Raw genomic sequence first — 18,184 nt, forward strand, 5'->3', positions numbered from 1 at the left:
ACGACGGCGAGCAGGTCATCGTCGCCCAGGCCGTCCTGTGGCCGGGCGAACAGGGCTAGACGGCCAGGGCCGCGCGCCGGAGGTACATCCCGGCGTAGGAACACCACGGCGTCCACGCGCGCGCCCGCTCCGGCAGGGAGTCCGGTGCGATGCCCAGTGCTTCGGCGCCGCGCCGGACCTCGGGGTCGCCGGTGAGCAGGACGTCCGGAGCGCCGAGGACGCGCATCAGCACGTAGTCCGCCGTCGACGCGTCGACCCCGGGGCAGCCCAGCAGTTCCGCGCGCAGTTCGGCCGCCTCCCGGCCGACGTGGACCTCCAGGCGTCCTTCGGCCAGGGCGGCGGCCACGCCGGTGACGGTTTCGCCGAGGCCGGCCGTCGCGATCCGGGCCGCGGTCGGGAAGAGCCTGCGGACGCCCCACTCGCCCGGCACCTCCTCGCCCGGAGGCACCTCGCGCAGCAGGGCGCGGAGCAGCAGTTCCTCGCCGTCGACGGCGCCCGGCACCCGGATCCCCGGCACGGCCGCGACCACCGGGGCCAACGCCGGATCGGCGCCGAGGACGCGGGCGACCGCCGCGGGGTCGGCGTCGAGGTCGAGCAGCCGGCGCACCCGGCTGACCGCGCTGCCGAGATCGCGCAGGTCGGTGAGCATCAGTTCGCAGCGCACGTGGTCCGGCGCAGGCGTCAATCGCACGACTCCGGTGCCGTGGGCGAGCCGCAGGGTCCGCGCGTAGGTCTCCGACGTGACTTCCTCGACGCCCGGCACCGCGTTGTCCGCGAAGAAGCGAAGCAACCCCGAAGCGTCGAAGGGCGGCCGGAACGGCAGCCGCAGGCTGAGCCGGGTCCCGGTCACGTCGCTTTGCCGGCCACGTCGTGAAGCCGCGAAGGCACGAAGCTGCGAAGGCGTCGTGGCGAACACCTCGCGGATCGTCTCGTTGAACTGCCGCACGCTGGAGAAGCCCGCCGCGAAGGCGACGTCGGTCAGCGGCAGCTCGGACAGCTCGATGAGCAGCCGCGCCGAGTGCGCGCGGTGCGCCCGGGCCAGGGCCAGCGGGCCCGCGCCCAGCTCGGCGGTGAGCACCCGGCCGAGTTGACGTTCCGAGTAGCCGAGCCGCCGCGCGAGGCCGGGAACGCCTTCGCGCTCGACGGTCCCGTCGGAGATCAGGCGCATCGCCCGCGCGGCCAGGTCGGCGCGCACGTTCCAGTCCGGCGAGCCGGGCACGGCGTCGGGCAGGCAGCGGCGGCAGGCGCGGAAGCCGTTGGCCTGCGCGGCCGCCGACGTCGGGAAGAAGCGGACGTTCTGCACCTTCGGCGTCGACGCCGGGCACGACGGGCGGCAGTAGATGCCGGTGGTGCGGACGGCCATGATGAACTGGCCGTCGAAGCGCGGGTCGCGGGCGGTGACCACGCGGTAGCAGCGTTCGGCGTCGCGCCAGAGTGAGAGCGTTTCGGTGACCATTGATCCGAGCATGCCAGCAGGTCAGCGCGGTCGCTGGCGGAAATCCGCCACGGCGTTGGGTGCGTGGGGCGTGGGCGGGGCAGCCACGTAGACTGCGGGGTCGTGAGCCTCACCCTCGGTATCGTCGGCCTGCCCAACGTCGGCAAGTCCACCCTGTTCAACGCGCTGACCCGTAACAACGTGCTCGCCGCGAACTACCCGTTCGCGACGATCGAGCCGAACGTCGGGGTTGTGCCGCTGCCGGACCCCCGGCTGGACAAGCTGGCCGAGCTGCACAAGTCGGAGAAGATCGTCCCGGCCGTGGTGTCCTTTGTAGACATCGCAGGCATCGTGAAGGGCGCGTCCGAGGGCGCTGGGCTGGGCAACAAGTTCTTGGCGAACATCCGTGAGGCCAACGCGATCTGCCAGGTCATCCGCGTGTTCGACGACCCCGACGTGGTGCACGTCGACGGCCGGATCGACCCGTCGAGCGACATCGAGACGATCAACACCGAGCTGATCCTCGCCGACCTGCAGACCCTCGACAAGGCGCTGCCGCGGCTGGAGAAGGAAGCGCGGACGAAGAAGGAGAACAAGCCCGCGCTGGACAACGCCCAGAAGGCGAAGGAGATCCTCGACGCCGGGCGCACGCTCTTCCAGGCGCAGAAGGAAGTCGACTTCGACGCGCTGCGCGAACTGAGCCTGCTCACGACGAAGCCGTTCCTGTACGTCTTCAACGCCGACGAGCCGGTGCTCACCGACGAAGCCCGCCGCGAGGAGCTCACCAAGCTGGTCGCGCCGGCGGACGCGGTGTTCCTCGACGCGAAGGTCGAGGCGGAGCTGCTGGAGCTGGACGACGAGGAGTCGGTCCGCGAGCTGCTCGAGTCGGTCGGCCAGCCGGAGCCGGGGCTGTACTCCCTGGCCCGCGCGGGTTTCCACACCCTCGGCCTGCAGACGTACCTGACGGCGGGCCCGAAGGAGTCCCGGGCGTGGACGATCCCGCAGGGCGCAACGGCCCCGCAGGCGGCGGGCGTGATCCACACGGACTTCGAGCGCGGCTTCATCAAGGCGGAGATCGTCTCCTACGACGACCTGATGGCGGCGGGTTCGATGGCGGCCGCCCGGGCGGCGGGCAAGGTCCGCATGGAGGGCAAGGACTACGTCATGGCCGACGGCGACGTGGTCGAGTTCCGCTTCAACGTCTGAGTGAGCGTCAACTACTGACTGTTGCTTTCATTGGACGCAGGATATACTGCGTCCAATGAAAACTTCGCCGAGCCTGCTCCCCCTCCTGCGGTCCCGCATGCAGGGTGAGCTGCTGGCGCGAGTTCTGCTGCACCCGGAGCGCGAGTACAGCATCACCGAGCTCGCCGAAGCCTCCGGCGTCACCCCCACGGCCGTGCTGCGCGAGGTCGAACGGCTCGTCGGCGGCGGCATCCTGGAAGACCGGCGGGTCGGCCGGAGCCGGCTCGTCAAGGCCCGCACGGACACCCCGCTCTACCGGCCGTTGAGCGAGGTCATCGCCGTCACCTTCGGGCCGCTGCCGCTGCTCGCCGAAGCCCTGTCCGGGCTGGCGGGCGTGCGGGAGGCCTACATCTACGGGTCCTGGGCCGCGCGCTACCGCGGCGAACCGGGCCCGCCGCCCGGGGACGTCGACCTGCTCGTCGTCGGTTCGCCCGATCCGGACGCGCTCTTCGACCTGGCCGAGGGTGTGTCGCGGCGGCTGGGCCGCGAGGTCAACGTGCACCGGATCTCGCCGGAGTCGTGGGCGGCGGACACGGCGGATCCGTTCCTCACCAGCGTGCGCGAACGTCCGCTGGCCCGGCTGAACCTCGACCAGGAGACCTGATGCCCCAGTGGAACCAAGGGCGTGAGCGGATCGACGCCTTCATGGCCCGCGGCGCCATCGAGCGCGTGCCGGCGTCGCGGGAGGCGGCCGAGGCCGAACTGGCCCGGGCCCGCACCCACCTCGCGTCAGCGCGGCAGCTGCAGGACACCGACCCGGAAGGCGCCTACACGCTGGCCTACGACAGCGCGCGCCGCGCGTTGGCGGCGGTCCTGCAGAACCAGGGCCTGCGGGTGACGAGCCGGGGCGGCCACGTGACCGTCTACGAGGCAGTCCTCGCCCAGCTGGATCCGCCGCTGGGCTCGCTCCTGCGGCCCTTCAACCGGATGCGGGCCCGGCGCAACGAAATCGCCTACCGATCGTCGGAGGCTCCGGCGATGACCGCCGAGGACGTGGCGGCCGACGTGCCGAAGGTGCTCGCGCTCATCGAAGTGGCGGAGAAGGCCATCCCGAACATGCCCCGGTACTGATCGTGGCGAGCCCCCGCCCGCTGACGCCGAACGAACGCGCCACCCTGAACACGCTGCTCGCGGCGGACTTCCCCGGTGCCGCGGAACTGCGCGCGCAGGCCGCCACGGCCCGGGTGACCGGCCGCTGCGGCTGCGGCTGTCCCACGATCGACCTCGCCGTGGACGGGGCGACCCCGCGCTCGCCGAAGAAGGAGTCGGTGGCGGTGGAGGCCGACGTCCCGGACGGCGGCCTCATCGTCTTCGTCGGCGAAGGCCGGTTGTCGTGCCTCGAGTACTGGACCACGGCCGACGAGACCCCGGCCGAGTTCCCGCCGCCCGGGCAAATCACGTTGTAGCCCGCCGGACCCGGAGGTCCGGCAGGCTTGGGCGGGCTAGCCGAGCAGGCCCAGCACCGCGATCGCGATCAGCACCACCGCGGGGGCGAGGGCGGTGATCCAGGCGCGCTGGGCGGGAGTGAGGGCGGCGGTGCTGTTCATGGCGTTTCCTAGGGGCTGAACCGATGCTTCCGCAGGAACAGCGCGCTGATCATGCCGCCCGTTAACAGCTGTGATCGAACTCTCAGCCGTCCAGGTGACGGCGGTTGCGGGCGGTGAACCAGAGCACCCCGCCGGCCGCCGCCACCATCGTCGCGAACGCCGCCGTGCCGACCACGATTGCCTGAGTCATCTGTCTCTCCTTCCCGAAGGTTCCGGTAACCGAGAGACGCCGAAGCCGGGCGAAGGTGCACTCAGCGTAGCCGAGATCACACCGCGGCGAGCACCGCGTCGATCCGCGACGCCAGGTCGAAGTCCTTCGCCGTCAGGCCGCCTGCCGAGTGCGTGCTGAGCCGGAAGGTCAGCGTGCGCCAGCGGATGTCGATGTCCGGGTGGTGGTCGGCGGCTTCGGCGAGGTCCGCCACCCGGTTCACCACCTCGATCGCCTGGGGGAAGCTGGCCAGCTCCACCTCGCGCGCGATCACCGCGCCGGACCGCGTCCAGTCCGCACCGAGCCGGGCGTCGGCCTCGTCGTCGTTCAAGATTTCCGTCATGTCTCCATGGTCGACCGTCCTGGACTACGCTGCACGGTTGCCACGGGAGTCCGGTGAGCCGGGCTGAGAGGCGGGGTCACCCGCGACCGTTCGCACCTGACCGGATCATGCCGGCGACGGGAGGGCTTCCCTCCGCGTCGGCGAAGTGCAGGAGGGTAGATGAAACGCAGGGCTGTGCGCGCCGCGACGGCCATCGCCGCCGTCGGTGCCGTCGCCGCGGCGTGCTCGCTGTCGGACGGTGACGGTGGCACGCAGCAGACGCCCACCGTCACCCTCGTGACGCACGATTCGTTCCTGGCGCCGCAGGAGGTGCTCGACGCCTTCCAGAAGCAGTCGGGCATCAAGGTCTCCGTGCTCAAGCAGGGCGACGCCGGTTCGCTGACCAACAAGCTCGTGCTGACGAAGGCCAACCCGATCGGCGACGTCGCGTACGGCGTCGACTCCACCTTCGCCTCGCGGGCGCTCAGCGAAGGCGTCTTCGACTCCTACACCAGCCCGGAAGCCGACCGCGGGCCGCAGCGCTACGCCGTCGACCCCGAGCACCGGCTGTCCGCGGTCGACGTCGGTGACGTCTGCGTCAACGTCGACACGAACTACTTCACGAGCAAGGGGATCCCGGCGCCGGAGTCGTACGACGACCTGGCCGACCCGAAGTACAAGGACCTGCTGGTCGCCGAGGACCCGGCGACGGCGTCGCCCGGGCTGGCGTTCCTCCTCGGCACCGTCGCCAAGTACGGCGACGCCGGCTGGAAGGACTACTGGACGAAGCTGAAGGCCAACGGCGTCAAGGTCGTCAGCGGCTGGGAAGAGGCCTACACCAAGCAGTTCTCCGGCTCGTCCGGCAAGGGGCCGCGGCCGATCGTCGTCTCGTACGCGTCGTCGCCGGCCGCCGAAGTCGGGGACGACGGGAAGCCGCGCACCAAGGCGCTGCTCGACACCTGCTACCGGCAGGTCGAGTACGCCGGCGTGCTGGCGAACGGCAAGCAGGTCGAGAACGCCCGCAAGGTCGTCGACTTCCTGCTCTCGCAGCAGTTCCAGGCCACGGTCGCGGCCAACATGTACGTCTACCCGGCACGCCAGGGCGTCGACCTGCCCGCGGGCTGGGCGCAGGTGGCTCCGCTGCCGCAGCGGCCGCAGGCGCTGCCCGCGGACCAGGTGCAGGCCGGACGCGAGAAGTGGATCGGCGAATGGCGCACGCTCCTGCAGTGAGCTCCGAGGCTCCACCGCGGAGTCCCGGGAAAGCGACAGCGCCGCCGCGGACCGCCCGCGGGCTCGGCCTGGCGCTGCTCGGGCTGGCCCCGATCGGGTTCCTGGTGGTGTTCTTCGCCTGGCCGGTGCTGGCGATCGTCGGACGCGGGTTCGCCGCGGGCGGGCTCGACGTCGTGCTCGGCGACGCCCGGACCTGGCAGCTGGCCGGGTTCACCGTCGCGAGCGCGGCCGCGTCGACGGTGGTCGCGGTGCTGGCCGGGCTGCCGGTGGCGTTCCTGCTGGCCCGGGTGCGGCTGCCCGGCGTCGGCTTGGCCCGGACGCTCGTGCTGGTGCCGTTCGTGCTGCCGACCGTGGTCGTCGGGCTGGCGTTCCGGGCGCTGTGGCCGGACGGCGGCGTGCTGCCGATCGTGCTGGCCAACGCCTTCTTCAACGTCGCCGTCGTCGCGCGGACCGTCGCCGGGCTGTGGGCGCGGCTGGATTCGCGGACGACCGACGCCGCCCGCGCGCTCGGCGCGTCGCCGTGGCGGGCCTTCCGGTCGGTGACGCTGCCCGCGCTGGCGCCCGCGGTCGCGTCCGCCGCCGCCGTCGTGTTCCTCTTCTGCGCCACCAGCTTCGGGGTCGTCCTGATCCTGGGCGGCGCGCGCTACCGGACCCTGGAAACCGAGATCTACCTGCGGACGGTCGACCTGCTGGACCTCTCGGGCGCGGCCGCGCTCTCGCTGATCCAGTTCGCGGCCGTGGTCGCCGCGCTGGTCCTCGGCGGGCTGGCGCGGCGGCGCAAGGAGGGCGCCCGGATCGGCTCCGGCGGAGCACGTCCGCCGAGGGGCGGCGAGTGGTGGATCGTCGGCGCCGCGGGGGTCGTGCTCGCGTTGCTGGTGACGCCGATCGTCGCGCTCCTCGCGGAATCGGTGTCCACAGAGGACGGCTGGAGCCTCGCCGGGTACCGGGCCCTGACGAGCACCGGCGAGAAGGGCGCGCTCCAGGTGTCCGGCTGGGACGCCGCGCTGAACTCGCTCAAGGTGGCGATCGACGCGACGTTGCTCGCGCTGGTCGTCGGCGTGCTCGCGTCCGTCGTCCTCGTGGCGCTGCGGCGCTCGCCGGCCAAAGCCGCGCGCGGGCTGGGCGAGACGATGGACGCCGTGCTGATGCTGCCGCTAGGGGTGTCCGCGGTGACCGTCGGGTTCGGCTACCTGGTGACGCTCGACGCGCTGCCCGGCGACCTGCGGACCTCGCCCTACCTGGTGCCGCTGGCGCAGGCGCTGGTGATCATCCCGCTGATCGTGCGGATGGTGCTGCCGGTGCTGCGCTCGGTCGACGTCCGGCTGCGGCAGGCCGCCTCGACGCTCGGGGCGAGCCCGCTGCGGGTGTGGCGGGAGATCGACCTGCCGCTGACGCTGCGGCCACTGGTCGCGGCGGCGGGCTTCGGGTTCGTCGTGGCCCTCGGCGAATTCGGCGCGACGAGCTTCCTCGCCCGGCCCACGGCGCCGACGCTGCCGGTCGCGGTCGCGACGCTGATGGCGCGCCCGGGTGAGCTGAACAACCAGATGGCCTACGCGGCGTGCGCGTTGCTGATGCTCGTGACGGTGCTGGCGGTCGCGCTGATCGACCGGCTCGGGCGCGGCGGGGTGGGAGAGTTCTGATGGCGTTGTCGGTGCGGGACCTGACCGTCCACTACGGATCGTTCGCGGCGGTGCGCGACGCCCGGCTGGACATCGCCGACGGCGAGGTGCTGGCGCTGCTCGGCCCGTCGGGCTCGGGCAAGTCGACGCTGCTGCGCGCGATCACCGGCCTCGAGCCGTCGGCGCGCGGCTCGGTGAGCTGGGACGGCGAGGACCTCGGCGCGGTCCCGGTCCACCGGCGCGGCTTCGGCCTGGTGTTCCAGGACGGCCAGCTGTTCGCCCACCGCGACGTCGCCGCGAACATCGCGTTCGGCCTGCGGATGCACGGCGTGCCGCGGTCTTCGTGGGCGCCGCGCGTGGCCGAGCTGCTGGAGCTGGTGGGCCTTTCCGGTTTCGAGAAGCGGCGGGTGACGGAGCTGTCCGGCGGCCAGGCCCAGCGGGTGGCGCTGGCCCGGGCGCTGGCGCCGAAGCCGCGGCTGCTGCTGCTCGACGAGCCACTGTCCGGTTTGGACGCGGGACTGCGTGAGCAGCTGGCGATCGACCTGGCGGACCTGTTGCGGCGCAGCAAGATCACCGCGCTGCTGGTGACACACGACCAGGAAGAGGCGTTCACGCTGGCCGACCGGGTGGCGGTGCTCGACGCCGGGGAGGTCCGCCAGGAGGGTGCGGTCCGGCGGGTGTGGCGGAATCCGGCGGACGACGACGTGGCCCGCTTCCTCGGCGTGACGACGTTCGTGGCCGGCGAAGCGGCGGGCGGAGTGGTCCGCACGACCCTCGGTGAAGTCACCCTCCCGGACGTCGGCGACGGCCCGGTGCGGCTCGGCCTGCGCCCCCACGCACTGCGCGTGGCCGGCGAAGGAGTGCCGGGCGAGGTCGTGGCGGCGGTCCACCGTCGGGAACACGTGCGGCTGGTGGTGAAGCTAACCGAGTCCACAGTGGACGCGGTCGCCCCGGCGGCGTCGGACCTGCGCGCCGGGGACGCGGTGCGGCTCGCACTCGACCCCGACGGCATGGCGGTGGTCGGGTTGTCGTGAGTGGTAACGCGGGTTCTAACCCGCCTTACCACTCACGACCGGTCTCAGCCATCCCGGGTGGACAGGCGGGCGTAGGCCAGCGAAAGCCCGATCACGATGTAGCAGGCCGCGCGCAACGCGCCTTCGCCCAGCATCTGCGTGCCCATCGGGTCCTGCAGGACCTCCGCCGGGGCCAGCGACCAGTTCTGCGTCAGCAGGAACGGGTGCAGCCAGTCGAGCGAAGACAGGAACCCGAGGATCGTGAACACGATGTCGCCCGCCAGGACGGACGCCACCACCAGCATCGGGTGCTCGGTCCAGCTGGAGATCGCCAGCGCCACCGCGCCGACCGCCCACAGCTGCAGCACCACCCAGCCCGCCACCAGCAGGATCCGGGCCAGCGCACCGCCGAGGGACAACGTCGTGCCCGACAGCGTGAACAGCGAATCCGTGCCGTTGATGATGAGCCCGGTGACCACGCCCGTCACGCACATCGCCAGCACCGAAACGACCGACACCGTCGCGACGCCGAACGCCTTGACCGCCAGCAGCCGGCCGCGGCCGACCGGGGCGATCAGCCAGCCGCGCAGCGTGCCGTGCGAGGTCTCGCCCGCGATCGCGTCCGCGCCCGCCATGGCCGAGGCCAGCGGGAGCAGCAGCGCCAGCGACATCACGATCGCCGCGATCGGCAGCACGAACGCGTTGTTGACCGCGGACGAGAGCAGCGCTCCGCCGCCTTCGTCCGGGCCGCCGCCGGCGTTCGGGTTGTCGTCCACCAGCGTCAGGCCGATGCCGATCACCACCGGGATCAGTGCCAGCAATCCGAGCACGGCCAGCGTGCGCGGCCGCCGGAAGATCCAGCGCAGTTCCGCGGCCAGCAGCCGCGGCAACGGCACCGTGTCGTGGCCCGTGCGGGCCGCCGGTGCGTCGAGAACCGCCGTCGTCATTCCGCCCCCTCGGTCAGCCGCGCGAACAGGTCTTCCAGGCCGGTGCGGGCCCGCGTCGCCTCGTGGACCGCGACCCCCGCGCCCACCAGGACCTGCAGCACCCGCGGCGCCTCGGCCGCGGTCAGATCGGCCCGGATGCCGTCCGGCGTGAGCCGGGCGCCGATCCGGTTCTCCCGCAGCACTTCCACCGCCTGCTCCGCGTCCGGCGTGCGGACCAGCAGGGCCGCGTTCCCGGACTCCAGCAGCTCCGCCAGCTCGCCTTGCGCGACGACGTTGCCGGACTGCAGCACGGCCACGTGCGTGCACGTCGCCTCGACCTCGGCCAGCAGGTGCGACGACACCAGCACGGTGACGCCCTCGGCGTGCAGCTCGGCCACGATCCTGCGGATCTCCCTGGTACCAGCAGGGTCGAGGCCGTTGGTCGGCTCGTCGAGCACGACCATCTTGCGCGGCACCAGCAACGCCGAAGCGAGCCCGAGCCGTTGCTTCATGCCGAGCGAATACCCCTTGTACCGCCGCCGTGCCGCCCCGGTCAGGCCGACGCGCTCCAGCGCCGTGTCCACCGCGGCAGGGATCCCGGCCGAGGACAGCCGCGGTTCCGCCGCGGCGAAGCGCAGCAAGTTGTCGCGCCCGGACAGGAACGGGTGGAAGCCCGGCCCCTCGACCAGTGCGCCGACGTCCGGCAGCGCGTGGGCGGCGGCGTCCGGCATCGGGCGGCCGAGCAGCTCGACCTCGCCCTCGGTCGGCCGGACCAGGCCGAGCAGCATCCGGATGGTGGTCGTCTTGCCCGAGCCGTTCGGCCCGAGCATCCCGACGACCGCGCCCTGCGGGATGTCGAGGTCGACGTGGTCGACCGCGACGGTGCTGCCGTAGACCTTGCGCAGTCCCCGGGTCCGCGCGGCGAGCGGAACCGCCGGGGCGGACGCCTCCGAAGAGACGTCCGCCCCGGACCGCACAGTCGTGCTGGTCACTTCTGACCCAGCGCTTCGTACAGGACCTGCTCCGGCACCGCACCGGCGGCGAACCGGCCGTCGTCGGTCAGCACCGCGCTGCCGACCTTCGTGGTGACGAGGTAGCCGCTGCCCCAGGCGCCGTTGACCTTCTTCGCGAACCGCTCGAGCAGCGCCTTCGGGTCCGCGTTGCCGCCGCGGCCTTCACGGCCGGACTGCTGCTTCGGCGCCGCGTTCAGCGCGTCCGCCGGGACCTTGCCGGTGACGACGGTGTCCCAGCCGTCGCCGACGACCTTGACGTCCTGCTTCGCCTGCTCGGCGAGGTCCTTGTGCTGCTGGTCGATCGTCGGCGTCTTCTCCTGCACCTTCGCGCCCTTCGGCGGGGTGAAGGTGAAGAGGTCGGCCGGCTGCTGGGTGAACTCGATCTCGGTGAACGCCACCTCGAGGGCCGGCGTCGCCGTGCCGTTGCTCAGCACCGACATCCGCAGCGGCATCCGCGTCTGCGAGTCGACCGCCACGCGGATCTCACGCAGCAGCGTCCGCTCGGTCGGCTTCGGCGTCAGGACCAGCTCGTAGGCCGGGCGGCCGGCGACGGTCGCGGTGCCGTCGACCGACACCGTGCTGCTCTCGCGGACCTTCGCGAGCAGTTCCGTCGACGCCGCCAGCGGGTCGGCGGTCTTGTCGCTGCCCGCGCCCTTCTGCTGGGCCACGTCGGCCGGGATGGTCACCTTGGTGGCGGTGTTCGTCTTGGAGCTGTAGTCCCAGACGGTGGTGCCGTCGTGGACGACGGTCTGCTGGCTCGCGCCCTGCGTGACGGCCAGCCGGCTCTTGCCCGCGCCGTCGGTGAACAGGTGCGCCGAGTCCATGTTCAGCGCGGACGCGCCCGGCACCGCGTTCCCCAGCGCGGGCAGGCCCAGGTCGTTGCTCACCTTCACCGTGCCGTCGAACGCGCCCGGCTTCGCCTTGGCCACCGACTGGACCAGGTCCTCGGCGCTCACCTGCGGCAGCGCCGGCTTGTCGTCGGCGCTGGCCGGCATCGCGACGAACGCGAGGCCACCGGCACCGAGCGCGGTGCCGAGGACCGCGGCGGTGATGCCCTTCGTCTTCGGTTTCATGCGTCTCTCCCTGTGGTGTTCCCGGGCTTGAGTGTGCCCGGCTCCCTGGCCACGACGCTTCCCTCTCGAGGCTGAGATACCCCTGAAGGTTCTCCCTCTCCGGCTGAGATCGCGCTGAGAACCGACGCACGACCTGCGAAAACCGGCCATGATGAGTCTCGTGAAACCTCGGGTGCTGGTGGTCGACGACGAACCGGGCGTGCGGAAGGCGCTGCAGCGCGGGCTGCGTGCGGAGGGCATGGACGTGGTCACCGCCGCGGACGGGCCCACCGGCCTGCAGCTGGCGAGCACCGGCTCGTTCGACGTCGTCCTGCTCGACATCATGCTGCCGGGCCTGTCCGGCTACCGCGTGCTGGAGCGGCTGCGCAAGGACGGCGTCACCACCCCGGTGCTGCTCGTCTCGGCGAAGGACGGCGAGATCGACCAAGCCGACGGCCTCGACCTCGGTGCCGACGGCTACCTCGTCAAGCCGTTCTCGTTCGTGGTGCTGGTCGCGCAGGTCCGCGCGGTGCTGCGCCGGGCCGGGCCGGAAGCCGGCCGCGGCACGCTGCGGCTCGGCGCGCTGGCCGTCGACCGCGGGCTGCGGCAGGTGCACTGGCACGACGAAGAGGTCGGGCTGAGCCCGCGGGAGTTCGCGCTGCTGGAGGTCCTCGTCGGGCGGGCCGGCACGGTCGTCACGAAGGACGAGCTGCTGCGCGCGGTCTGGGGCGAGGAGCAGGCGGTGACCCGCAACCTCGTCGAGGTCTACGTCGGGTACGTGCGCCGCAAGCTCGACGCGGTCGGGGCCGGCGCGCTGCTGCGGACCGTGCGGGGGCACGGCTACCTGGCGTCCGACGCACAGCTCGACGAGGTCATCACCCCGTGACCTCCTGGTGGCGGGGCCGGACCCTGCAGGCCCGGATCACCGTGCTGGCCGCGACGATCACCCTGGTCTGCCTGCTCGGGCTGGCGGCGCTGGCCGCGTCGAACCTCTCACCCCGGCTCATCGGCTCGGTCGACCACGAGCTGACGAGCGCGCTCGGCCCGGCCGGGGCCGAGGTGAGCGCGGGCCGTCCGCTGTCCGGGTCCGCCCCGGTGACGCTGCGGGTGCTCGACATCGCGGGCGCACCCGTGGACGGCGGCACCCCGACCGGGCTCTCCGCTTCGGACGTCTCGGCGCTCAAGGCGGGTCAGCCGGTCCAGCGCGACGGCGCGCGGTACCTGGGGACGGTCGTCAGCGCGCCGGACGGCGCGCAGCGGCTGGTCGTCGCGGGAGCCGGCCTGGTCGGGTTCGCCGCCGCGGTGCACTACGGCGGCGTGTGGCTGGTGGTCGTCGCGGTGGTCGGCGCGCTGGTCGCGGGGTTCGCGACGTGGCTGGTGGTGCGCCTGTCGCTGCGGCCGGTCGCGCGCATGCGGGGTTCGGTGCGGTCGCTGCCGCCGGCGGCGCGGCTGGCGCTGCCGGACTCGCACGACGAGCTGCGCGCGCTGGCGGAGGAGTTCAACGCGCTGCTGGAACGGCAGGAACAGGCCAGCGACCGGCTCCGGCGCTTCACCGGCGACGCCGCGCACGAGCTGCGCTCGCCGGTCGCGTCGATCCGGGTGCAGGCCGAGGTCGCCGTCACCAACCCCGATCCGGAGCTCGCGCAGGAGACGCTGTCGGACATCTTGACCGAGGCCGAGCGGCTGTCGTCGCTGCTGGACGGGCTGCTGTCGCTGGCCCGCTCGGACGCGGGGGAGGTGCCGCCCGCTTCGCCGGTCGAGCTGGTGAGCGAGGTCCGCGCGGCGGTGGCCCGGCTCCCGGCGGGGACCCCGGAGACCCGGGTGAGCACGGCGGTCGCCCAGGCGTGGGCGTCGGCCGCGCACGCGGAGGTGGAGCTGGTGCTGGACAACCTGCTGCGCAACGCGTGCCGCTACGCACGCGGCCAGATCGTGGTGTCGGTGCTGGCGTCGCGGTCATCGGTGCGGGTCGTGGTCGACGACGACGGGCCGGGGATCGCGCCGGAGCACCGCGAGAAGGTGTTCGACCGCTTTTACCGGATCGCGGACGACCGGGCCCGCTCGTCGGGCGGCACGGGACTGGGCCTGGCGATGGTGGCGGAGACGGTCCGGCGCCGAGGTGGCCGCGTCCAGGTGGGCGAGTCCCCGGACGGCGGCGCGCGGTTCGTGGTCGTCTGGCGCGCGGCCGCGGGCGGGGAGGCGTGACGGAACGGTCGGTTGACGCACCCGGAGGGTCGGTTCGCGTACCTGGAGGGTCGGTTCGCGTGATTGGCGGGGCATCTCGCGTGATTGGAGAGGCGACACGCGTGATTGGCGGGGCGACACGGCGTGCGGCCGGCGGCGGGGCTTCCGGGTAGGTTCCGGGACTGTGAACGCTGTGATCGTGGGAGCCGCCCTGGTGCGGGACGGCAAGCTGCTGGCCCAGCAGCGGGCCTGGCCGCCGAAGCACGCGGGGCAGTGGGAACTGCCCGGCGGCCGGGTCGAAGAAGAGGAGTCTGAGGCCTTCGCGCTGGCTCGCGAGTGCAGCGAGGAGCTCGACGTCGTCGTCGAGGTCGGCGGCCGGGTCGGGGAGGACATCCCGCTGCCCGGTGGGCGGGTTCTCCGCATCTACGCCGCGAAGCTCGTTTCGCCGGGGGACGAGCCGCGGGCCGTCGAGCACCGAGCCGTGCGCTGGCTCGGGCCCGACGACCTCGACGACGTCGACTGGCTGCCCGCCGACCGGATCCTGCTGCCGGCCTTCCGCGCGCTCCTCAGTTAGCGCCGATCATGCGCAGTGCGGCGTCGAGCCGGTGCGAGCCGCGTTCGCGGGCGCGCTCCGCGCCCGCCTTGCGCACGCGATCCAGCTCCGAGACGTCGTCGAGCAGCGAAGACGCGCGTTCCCGCAGCGGCCGCAGCTCCTCGATCACCGCGTCGGCGACAGCGTCCTTCACCGCTCCGTACGAGGAGAACTCGTCGGCCAGCTCCGCCGGCGACCCGCCCCGGCAGGCGGCGAGGATCTCCAGCAGGTTCGCCATCCCCGGGCGCGTCTCCGGGGCGTGCACCGGCACCGAACCGCCGTCGGTGACCGCGCGGCGGATCTTGCGGCGGATCTGGTCGGGCTCGTCGAGCACGAACACCACGCCCACCGCGTCCCGCGCCGACTTCGACATCTTGCGCGTCGGGTCGGCCAGGTCCTTCACCCGCGCGCCGGCCGGCGGCAGCACCGCGCGCGGGATGGTGAACACGTCGCCGTACGTGCCGTTGAACCGCTTCGCCAGTGTCCGCGTCAGCTCCACGTGCTGGCGCTGGTCCTCGCCGACCGGCACCTCGTCCGCGCCCTGCAGCAGGATGTCGGCGGCCATCAGCGCCGGGTAGGTCAGCAGCGACAGCCGCACGCCGGCCTGACCCTTGGACTTCTCCTTGAACTGGATCATCCGCGCGGCCTCGCCGTAGTTGCAGGTGCACTCCAGGACCCAGGTCAGCGCGCCGAGCTCGCGGGCCAGGTCGGACTGGACGAACACCCGCCCGGGATCGATGCCGGCGGCGATCAGCACCGCCAGCTGCTCGCGCGCCAGTGATCGGAGTTTCGATGGGTTGTGCGGGGTCGTCATGCCGTGCAGGTCGGCGACGAAGTACAGGTCGTCCGCGCCGCCCTCGAGGGCCCAGCGGCGGACGGCGCCGAGGTGGTTGCCGAGGTGGACGTGACCGGAGGGCGTGATGCCGGACAGCTTGCTCATCGTGGGTTCCTTCCGCGGGGGACCACCCCGGAGAAGGCACGAAAAAGGCCGCCCGTCCGGGGCGGCCACTGGCTGGTTCAGCGCAGGGTCAGCAGGCCGCCGAGAGCGGCCACCAGCTGGATGTCTGCGCATGCACACAGCGAGCATAGCCGAAGTTCCCGAGCGGGTTTACCGTCTTAACCATGTATGTCGTCCTGCTGAACTACACAGCCCCGATCGAGGAAATCGACTACGCGCTCCCGGACCACGCCGACTGGCTGAACAAGCAGTACGAACGCGGCCTCTTCCTGGCGTCCGGGCGGCGGAACCCGCGCACCGGCGGCGTGATCATCACGCGCCCGATGTCCCGCGGGAAGCTCGACGCCATCCTGGCGTCCGACCCGTTCTGCGTGAAGCACCTCGCGAAGTACGAGGTCATCGAGTTCTCGCCGACGAAGACCGCGCCGGAGCTCCGGCTGCTCAACGAGGCCGTCCCCCACTAGCACTCAGGCGGCCAGATCCTCTTTCGCCTTCTTCAGAGCCAATACCGGGCACTTCTTGCAGCGCGGCTTCGACCGGCAGCACTTCTTCTTGACCTTGCCGGCCTTCATCAGCTTGCGCACGACCTTCCGCGGGTCTTTCGGCTTCTTGCCCACGCGCACGCACCCTCCGGATCGGCGACCTTCACCGGGTTTCCACGTTAGGTCAGCCTAACCGCAAGGGGGGCGTGGGGCCGCTCACAGAGAGGTGGCAGGTATCCTGGGTGAGGTCCGCGTGTGACCAGAGCCGGTCACGGATGCCCGAGCGGCTTGCGCGGCCACCCACCCCTTGAAGTTCAGGAGTTCTCGCGTGCCCGCAGCCAGCGCTACCGTCGAAACCGGCCGGCCGACCGGTAAGACCCGGCCCGACCTGCGCAACGTCGCGATCGTCGCCCACGTCGACCACGGCAAGACCACGCTGGTGGACGCGATGCTCCGCCAGTCCGGCGCCTTCGCCGAGCGCGCCGAGCTCGTCGACCGCGTGATGGACTCGGGCGAGCTCGAGCGCGAAAAGGGCATCACGATCCTCGCGAAGAACACCTCGATCCACCGCCAGACGCCCGAGGGCCAGGTGACGATCAACGTCATCGACACCCCCGGCCACGCCGACTTCGGCGGCGAGGTCGAGCGCGGCCTGGCCATGGTCGACGGCGTCGTCCTGCTGGTCGACGCGTCCGAGGGCCCGCTCCCGCAGACCCGGTTCGTGCTCCGCAAGACCCTCGAAGCCGGCCTGCCGGTGATCCTGCTGGTCAACAAGACCGACCGGCCGGACGCCCGGATCGCCGAGGTCGTCGAGGAGACCCACGACCTGCTGCTCGAGCTGGCCAGCGACATCGAGGACGCCGACCACGACGCCATCCTCGACCTCCCGGTCGTCTACGCCTCCGCGCGCGCCGGCAAGGCGAGCCTGGAGCAGCCCGCCGACGGCGAGATCCCCGAGAGCGAGAACCTCGACCCGCTGTTCGACACCCTGCTCCGGCACGTGCCGCCGCCCGCCGCCGACCTCGACGCGCCGCTGCAGGCGCTGGTCACCAACCTCGACGCGTCCAACTTCCTCGGCCGCATCGCGCTGATCCGCATCCACGCCGGCAAGCTGCGCAAGGGCCAGACCGTGGCCTGGATGCGCGAAGACGGCAACGTGCAGAACGTCCGCATCTCCGAGCTGCTCGTCACCGAGGCGCTCACCCGCGTCCCGGCGACCGAGGCCAGCGCCGGCGAGCTCGTCGCCATCGCGGGCATCCCGGACATCACCATCGGCGACACCCTCGCCGACTCCGACAACCCGGTCGCGCTGCCCCGGATCACCGTCGACGAGCCCGCGATCTCGATGACCATCGGCGTCAACACCTCGCCGCTGGCCGGGCGCAACGGCGGCGACAAGGTCACCGCGCGGCTGGTCAAGGCCCGCCTCGACCAGGAGCTGATCGGTAACGTCTCGATCCGCGTCCTGCCGACCGAGCGCCCGGACACCTGGGAGGTCCAGGGCCGTGGCGAGCTGGCGCTGGCCATCCTGGTCGAGCAGATGCGGCGCGAGGGCTTCGAGCTGACCGTCGGCAAGCCGCAGGTGGTGCTGCGCACGATCGACGGCAAGCTTCACGAGCCGTTCGAGCGCCTGTACATCGACTCGCCGGAGGAGCACCTCGGCGCGATCACCCAGCTCCTGGCGGCGCGCAAGGGCCGCATGGAGGACATGAGCGGCAACGGCAGCGGCCGGATCAAGCTGGAGTACGTGCTCCCGTCGCGCGGCCTGATCAGCTTCCGCACCGACTTCCTCACCGAGACCCGCGGCACCGGCATCGCGAACCACGTGTTCGAGGGCTACTTCCCGTGGGCGGGCGAGATCCGCACCCGCCACAGCGGCTCCTTGGTCGCCGACCGCACCGGCCCGGTCACCGCGTACGCGATGATCCAGCTGGCCGACCGCGGCACGTTCTTCGTCGAGCCGGGCGCCGAGGTGTACGAGGGCATGGTCGTGGGCGAGAACCCGCGCTTCGAGGACCTCGACATCAACATCACCAAGGAGAAGAAGCTGACCAACATGCGTCAGTCCTCCGCCGACGTGATGGAGACGCTGGCCCGCCCGCGCAAGATGGGCCTGGAAGAGGCGCTGGAGTTCTGCTCGGTCGACGAGTGCGTCGAGGTCGCGCCCGAGGTCGTCCGGGTCCGCAAGGTCACCCTGGACGTCAACACCCGCGCGAAGGAGCGTTCGCGCGCCAAGAGCCGCGACAACGTCTGATCCCCGGCTTCGGAAAAACCTCCCGGTGCGCGTCGCCGGGAGGTTTTTTCGTGTCCGTTCCCTTACGCTGGGTCGGCCGGTGGCGGACCCAGCGTCATGAATTCCGC

At 72.1% G+C, this 18,184-nt stretch carries 19 protein-coding genes; 12 read left to right on the forward strand and 7 right to left on the reverse strand.

Annotation, left to right across the window (positions count from 1 at the left end; genetic code table 11):
- Positions 1 to 55: 55 nt before the first annotated feature.
- Positions 56 to 1,456 (reverse strand): DNA-3-methyladenine glycosylase 2 family protein, encoded by a 1,401-nt coding sequence (locus tag C2L58_RS09020; protein WP_103337063.1) that lies wholly within the window; start codon positions 1,454 to 1,456, stop codon positions 56 to 58.
- A 102-nt stretch (positions 1,457 to 1,558) separates the two neighbouring features.
- On the opposite strand from C2L58_RS09020, the gene ychF reads away from it, so the two are divergent.
- From ychF to C2L58_RS09040, 4 genes are read left to right on the forward strand one after another with little or no spacing between them, the layout of a single operon-like run.
- Positions 1,559 to 2,641 (forward strand): redox-regulated ATPase YchF, encoded by a 1,083-nt coding sequence (gene ychF / locus C2L58_RS09025; RefSeq protein WP_103337064.1) that lies wholly within the window; start codon positions 1,559 to 1,561, stop codon positions 2,639 to 2,641.
- 55 nt (positions 2,642 to 2,696) lie between these two features.
- Positions 2,697 to 3,284 (forward strand): ArsR family transcriptional regulator, encoded by a 588-nt coding sequence (locus C2L58_RS09030; RefSeq protein WP_103337065.1) that lies wholly within the window; start codon positions 2,697 to 2,699, stop codon positions 3,282 to 3,284.
- Positions 3,284 to 3,751 carry a hypothetical protein gene (locus C2L58_RS09035; protein ID WP_103337066.1) on the forward strand — a complete coding sequence of 156 codons (468 nt, stop codon included), beginning with the start codon at positions 3,284 to 3,286 and terminating at the stop codon, positions 3,749 to 3,751. The genes C2L58_RS09030 and C2L58_RS09035 overlap by 1 nt, the downstream gene beginning before the upstream one ends.
- Before the next feature lie 2 nt (positions 3,752 to 3,753).
- A complete protein-coding gene (locus tag C2L58_RS09040; RefSeq protein ID WP_103337067.1) occupies positions 3,754 to 4,086 on the forward strand; it encodes a hypothetical protein in 333 nt (110 codons plus the stop codon).
- 407 nt (positions 4,087 to 4,493) lie between these two features.
- Here C2L58_RS09040 and C2L58_RS09045 read toward each other — a convergent pair whose 3' ends face one another.
- The gene (locus C2L58_RS09045) at positions 4,494 to 4,778 is read right to left on the reverse strand and encodes a 4a-hydroxytetrahydrobiopterin dehydratase (protein WP_103337068.1); all 285 of its coding nucleotides are present in this window, start codon (positions 4,776 to 4,778) and stop codon (positions 4,494 to 4,496) included.
- Between the two features lie 159 nt (positions 4,779 to 4,937).
- Between C2L58_RS09045 and C2L58_RS09050 the strand changes: the two genes are divergently transcribed.
- The 3 genes from C2L58_RS09050 to C2L58_RS09060 all read left to right on the forward strand — a co-directional run bounded on the left by C2L58_RS09050 (position 4,938) and on the right by C2L58_RS09060 (position 8,640).
- Positions 4,938 to 5,987 (forward strand): thiamine ABC transporter substrate-binding protein, encoded by a 1,050-nt coding sequence (locus C2L58_RS09050; protein ID WP_199191172.1) that lies wholly within the window; start codon positions 4,938 to 4,940, stop codon positions 5,985 to 5,987.
- Between the two features lie 83 nt (positions 5,988 to 6,070).
- On the forward strand, positions 6,071 to 7,627 hold the full coding sequence (locus C2L58_RS09055) for an ABC transporter permease (RefSeq protein ID WP_103337129.1): 1,557 nt from the start codon (positions 6,071 to 6,073) through the stop codon (positions 7,625 to 7,627).
- Entirely contained in the window at positions 7,627 to 8,640 is a 1,014-nt protein-coding gene (locus tag C2L58_RS09060) for an ABC transporter ATP-binding protein (protein ID WP_103337070.1), read from the forward strand. The genes C2L58_RS09055 and C2L58_RS09060 overlap by 1 nt, the downstream gene beginning before the upstream one ends.
- A gap of 44 nt (positions 8,641 to 8,684) precedes the next feature.
- On the opposite strand, the gene C2L58_RS09065 is transcribed toward C2L58_RS09060, so the two are convergent.
- The 3 genes from C2L58_RS09065 to C2L58_RS09075 are packed head-to-tail and all read right to left on the reverse strand — an operon-like array spanning position 8,685 to position 11,631.
- Positions 8,685 to 9,566 (reverse strand): ABC transporter permease, encoded by an 882-nt coding sequence (locus tag C2L58_RS09065; protein ID WP_103337071.1) that lies wholly within the window; start codon positions 9,564 to 9,566, stop codon positions 8,685 to 8,687.
- The gene (locus C2L58_RS09070; RefSeq protein WP_103337072.1) at positions 9,563 to 10,537 is read right to left on the reverse strand and encodes an ABC transporter ATP-binding protein; all 975 of its coding nucleotides are present in this window, start codon (positions 10,535 to 10,537) and stop codon (positions 9,563 to 9,565) included. Before C2L58_RS09070 ends, C2L58_RS09065 begins: the two co-directional genes overlap by 4 nt.
- A complete protein-coding gene (locus C2L58_RS09075; RefSeq protein WP_103337073.1) occupies positions 10,534 to 11,631 on the reverse strand; it encodes a LolA family protein in 1,098 nt (365 codons plus the stop codon). The genes C2L58_RS09070 and C2L58_RS09075 overlap by 4 nt, the downstream gene beginning before the upstream one ends.
- Positions 11,632 to 11,779: 148 nt before the next feature.
- On the opposite strand from C2L58_RS09075, the gene C2L58_RS09080 reads away from it, so the two are divergent.
- The 3 genes from C2L58_RS09080 to C2L58_RS09090 all read left to right on the forward strand — a co-directional run bounded on the left by C2L58_RS09080 (position 11,780) and on the right by C2L58_RS09090 (position 14,365).
- A complete protein-coding gene (locus tag C2L58_RS09080; protein ID WP_199191173.1) occupies positions 11,780 to 12,496 on the forward strand; it encodes a response regulator transcription factor in 717 nt (238 codons plus the stop codon).
- Positions 12,493 to 13,812: a sensor histidine kinase gene (locus C2L58_RS09085; protein WP_103337075.1), complete on the forward strand. Its 1,320-nt coding sequence runs from the start codon at positions 12,493 to 12,495 to the stop codon at positions 13,810 to 13,812. The genes C2L58_RS09080 and C2L58_RS09085 overlap by 4 nt, the downstream gene beginning before the upstream one ends.
- 163 nt (positions 13,813 to 13,975) lie before the next feature.
- Entirely contained in the window at positions 13,976 to 14,365 is a 390-nt protein-coding gene (locus tag C2L58_RS09090; protein WP_103337076.1) for an NUDIX domain-containing protein, read from the forward strand.
- Here the strand turns inward: C2L58_RS09090 and trpS are convergent.
- A complete protein-coding gene (gene trpS, locus C2L58_RS09095) occupies positions 14,358 to 15,323 on the reverse strand; it encodes a tryptophan--tRNA ligase (protein ID WP_103337077.1) in 966 nt (321 codons plus the stop codon). The genes C2L58_RS09090 and trpS overlap by 8 nt on opposite strands.
- A gap of 182 nt (positions 15,324 to 15,505) precedes the next feature.
- Between trpS and C2L58_RS09100 the strand changes: the two genes are divergently transcribed.
- Entirely contained in the window at positions 15,506 to 15,805 is a 300-nt protein-coding gene (locus C2L58_RS09100; protein WP_103337078.1) for a YciI family protein, read from the forward strand.
- 3 nt (positions 15,806 to 15,808) lie between these two features.
- Here C2L58_RS09100 and C2L58_RS49775 read toward each other — a convergent pair whose 3' ends face one another.
- On the reverse strand, positions 15,809 to 15,958 hold the full coding sequence (locus C2L58_RS49775; protein ID WP_003090169.1) for a hypothetical protein: 150 nt from the start codon (positions 15,956 to 15,958) through the stop codon (positions 15,809 to 15,811).
- A 193-nt stretch (positions 15,959 to 16,151) separates the two neighbouring features.
- Here C2L58_RS49775 and typA point away from each other — a divergent pair, with 193 nt between their 5' ends.
- Complete coding sequence (gene typA / locus C2L58_RS09105) at positions 16,152 to 18,077, forward strand: translational GTPase TypA (RefSeq protein ID WP_103337079.1); 1,926 nt, start codon at positions 16,152 to 16,154, stop codon at positions 18,075 to 18,077.
- The last annotated feature ends 107 nt before the right edge of the window (positions 18,078 to 18,184 follow it).

Source organism: Amycolatopsis sp. CA-126428 (assembly GCF_002904335.1).
GTDB lineage: Bacteria > Actinomycetota > Actinomycetes > Mycobacteriales > Pseudonocardiaceae > Amycolatopsis.